This is a genomic window from Acutalibacter intestini (genome assembly GCF_034334985.1).
GTDB classification, from domain to species: Bacteria; Bacillota; Clostridia; order Oscillospirales; family Acutalibacteraceae; genus Acutalibacter; species Acutalibacter intestini.
The window spans coordinates 1-1,207 of the sequence record NZ_JAWXXL010000104.1 but is presented as its reverse complement, the minus strand read 5'-3'; the positions used below and the strand labels follow the sequence as shown (position 1 = coordinate 1,207).

Genomic DNA, 1,207 nt, shown 5'->3' with positions numbered 1-1,207 from the left:
TCGACAAATGTCGGAGACTCTGGAAAAACTGCGAACGTAAATTACAGAACTCTTTTCAAATGTTTTCTCTTGCCTTTATTCGTCTGCTCTTAAATAGATGCTAAACAGATTCTTAGGAAGATGTGTGCCCAGGTTCTTGCTTTCATGCAGGAAATAAGGTAGGATGGGTTTTCGCGTACACCGGAGACGCCCTTTTCATATTGGGCTTCCATGTATCCCTTGATGTATGCTGCGATTTCATCTTCCCGCGCTGCCTGCGGTTTGACCAGATGCTCATTGCGGTAATGAGATTCATGAAAAGTGGGTTCAAACTCATCCCCAGTTTCTTCCGCATGGAAGCCCATTAAGTGCTGCACTTCTGTTGGAAGTGTTAGGACATCTTCGATTGTAATGCCGACCAATTCGGGGCTGTCGTTTAGGTGGGCGAGTTTGAGCGCTGCCCGCTCAAGGACAACCAATACGTCCAACTGGCCAGTACTTTTTACCCTGAAAACCCGCTTGCTGCCCCACAAGCCAAATAAAATGATTATCATATTAAAACCTTCCTTTCGGAAAATTATTTTGAACCGCGAACTCAAACCGGAGTGGCCACTTATCCGGGTGAGCTCTTGTTCTGAGAATATGATAGCACAGTTACCCGGCAAATTTTTTGGGTATCCTTTTGGGGATATTTATCTAGGTGAAAAGGAGTATATAATACCAAATCCGAACTAGGAAAAAGATAAAAAACGGCGTGAATTCAGCAAACATCACTGATTTTGCGCCGCTATAAAAAGATAATTATAGATTTTTCACAAATGAGCTGGCCGAGAAATTATTACTTTTTTTGCTGATTTCTAGACTCCTGGCGCGCCTTTTTTGCGCTAGACTGCATGTCTTCGAACATTTTCCTACAAAACCTAACTGAGTGTAAGTAGTAATTGCAAAGGATGAAATCATAAAATCAGTTGTCGGATGAAGTATTAAGAGAGTATCCAGCAAGCTCTATCAGCCTACGGCTGACTTTATATGGAAGATGTAGGGCGATACATATGTCGACTACGTTGTTTAACCTAGGCGTCTGTGAAGTTTCTCGATAGTTATTTATTGTATTACTCCTCCGCCGAAAGATAGGAAAGAAGCGGATGGAGGAAAAAACGAATAACCCGAGAGGGATTATGCTGGAGCCGACGCATAAATGAATGAATGTTATGAGAGATATCCTGCG

At 42.5% G+C, this 1,207-nt stretch carries 1 protein-coding gene and 1 pseudogene; one reads left to right on the top strand and one right to left on the bottom strand.

What is annotated here, in order from left to right; genetic code table 11:
- Window positions 1-104 (top strand): annotated as a pseudogene (locus U8U68_RS21860) (IS5/IS1182 family transposase); the annotation flags it as partial.
- Here U8U68_RS21860 and U8U68_RS21855 read toward each other — a convergent pair.
- Entirely contained in the window at window positions 90-533 is a 444-nt protein-coding gene (locus U8U68_RS21855) for a hypothetical protein (RefSeq protein ID WP_322204566.1), read from the bottom strand. The pseudogene U8U68_RS21860 and the gene U8U68_RS21855 overlap by 15 nt on opposite strands.
- Window positions 534-1,207: the final 674 nt, after the last annotated feature.